2 protein-coding genes are annotated in these 460 nt (G+C 70.4%); both read left to right on the forward strand.

Features of this window, described 5'->3' with window-relative positions:
• On the forward strand, positions 1–184 hold a 184-nt coding region (locus AC1DN0_RS41460; protein ID WP_477146663.1), incomplete at its 5' end, for a hypothetical protein.
• 86 nt (positions 185–270) lie between these two features.
• A partial coding sequence (locus AC1DN0_RS41465; RefSeq protein ID WP_477146664.1) for a hypothetical protein occupies positions 271–460 on the forward strand: 190 nt, incomplete at its 3' end.

Genomic DNA, 460 nt, shown 5'->3' on the forward strand with positions numbered 1-460 from the left:
CTATTGGGGCATGCGCTGRCTGGCGGTGGATCCGGCATTGATCCAGCAGTTGTCGGCCGGCGACTGGGCCGGCTTCGCACGCGGGCTGGAGCAGGGCCCGCCCGCCGAGGGTGCGCTGAGCCAACTGCTTGGGCTGGTGGTGCGCACCCTGGAACTGCCGCCGCCCGTCCCCGCCGGGGGATGAGCCTGCCAGGGGGGGGCACGGACCTTCACCTGTTCAGGACGATGGCCTGACCAAGATGGACGCCGGTCCCCCGTGAGGTTGCGTTGATGGCTCTGGCCCTGTTGTTTGCCGCCGGCGCGCCCGGTTCGTTCTGGGCGTCCCCCAGCAACGTGAGTGGTGTGGTGTGGGTGCTGATCGGGCTGGCCGGCATCGCGTTCTCGCTGGTGCTGGCCAAGGCGCTGAAGCGCTTCAACGGCCTGGTGTGGGCGCTGCTGCTGGCCGGGATCGGCATCGGCG

It is taken from the genome of Cupriavidus sp. 05N39 (assembly GCF_056397325.1).